Annotated in this window: 2 protein-coding genes and 1 pseudogene; 2 read left to right on the top strand and 1 reads right to left on the bottom strand. The window is 66.7% G+C overall.

The window, feature by feature from the left end:
• The first annotated feature begins 57 nt into the window (after window positions 1-57).
• Window positions 58-351: a type VII secretion system protein EsxG gene (gene esxG, locus A9X05_RS09470; RefSeq protein ID WP_067278108.1), complete on the top strand. Its 294-nt coding sequence runs from the start codon at window positions 58-60 to the stop codon at window positions 349-351.
• A gap of 38 nt (window positions 352-389) precedes the next feature.
• A complete protein-coding gene (locus A9X05_RS09465; RefSeq protein WP_067278112.1) occupies window positions 390-680 on the top strand; it encodes a WXG100 family type VII secretion target in 291 nt (96 codons plus the stop codon).
• 31 nt (window positions 681-711) lie between these two features.
• Here A9X05_RS09465 and A9X05_RS29520 read toward each other — a convergent pair.
• Window positions 712-867: pseudogene (locus A9X05_RS29520) on the bottom strand (ESX secretion-associated protein EspG); the annotation flags it as partial.
• Window positions 868-906 lie beyond the last annotated feature (39 nt).

Here is a 906-nt window from a genome sequence, read left to right as displayed (position 1 = left end):
CAGCCCGATGCTCGTCAGTCACCGAAACCCCATGAGACCGCAGAGAAAGGAAGCACCATGAGTATGTTGGACGCCCACATCCCGCAGTTGGTGGCCGCGCAGTCGGCCTTCAGTGCCAAGGCGGCGTTGATGCGCAGCACCATCAGTCAGGCCGAGCAGGAGGCCATGTCGGCACAGGCGTTCCACCAGGGCGAGTCCTCGGCCGCGTTCCAGGCCGCGCACGCCCGCTTCGTCGAGGCAGCCGCGCGGGTCAACACCCTGCTCGACATCGCCCAGGCCAACCTCGGCGACGCCGCGGGAACCTACGTCGCCGCCGACGCCGCCGCGGCGTCCGGCTACAACGCCTTCTGATCGAGCTTCAGCCGCCAACAACCGCGAAAGGACTTCTCATGTCCCAAATCATGTACAACTACCCGGCGATGTTGAGCCACGCCGCCGACATGGCCGGCTACGCCGGCACGCTGCAGGGGCTGGGTTCGGACATCGCCAGCGAGCAGGCCACGCTGTCCAACGCCTGGCAGGGCGACACCGGTATGACCTACCAGGCCTGGCAGGCCCAGTGGAACCAGGCGATGGAAAGCCTCGTGCGGGCCTACCAGTCGATGGCCAGCACCCACGAGGCCAACACCACGTCCATGCTCGCCCGGGACCAGGCCGAAGCCGCCAAGTGGGGCGGTTAGTTCCTGTCAGATGAGTGCTGAGCCCAACGCCGTCGAGCTGACGGTCGAGGAACGCCTGGCGTTGCGTGGCATCGGTGTAGGGCGAGGTGATCGCCAGCACCCACGGGAAGCTACCCGCCCCAATGGTTTCCGCTATGAACCAGGCGTGATCGACCGTCAGCTCGCGGGCGTCGGGCTCAGGACGCATCTGACAGGAACTAACCGCCCCACGTGGCGGCTTCGGCCT

It is taken from the genome of Mycobacterium sp. E3298 (assembly GCF_001666895.1).
Taxonomy (GTDB): Bacteria; Actinomycetota; Actinomycetes; order Mycobacteriales; family Mycobacteriaceae; genus Mycobacterium.
This window is presented reverse-complemented; position numbering and strand designations above follow the sequence as displayed.

Excerpts from the sequence above, each read along its gene's own strand:
- esxG (WP_067278108.1), top strand. The coding sequence starts at position 58 with ATGAGTATGTTGGACGCCCACATCCCGCAGTTGGTGGCCGCGCAGTCG.
- A9X05_RS09465 (WP_067278112.1), top strand. The coding sequence starts at position 390 with ATGTCCCAAATCATGTACAACTACCCGGCGATGTTGAGCCACGCCGCC.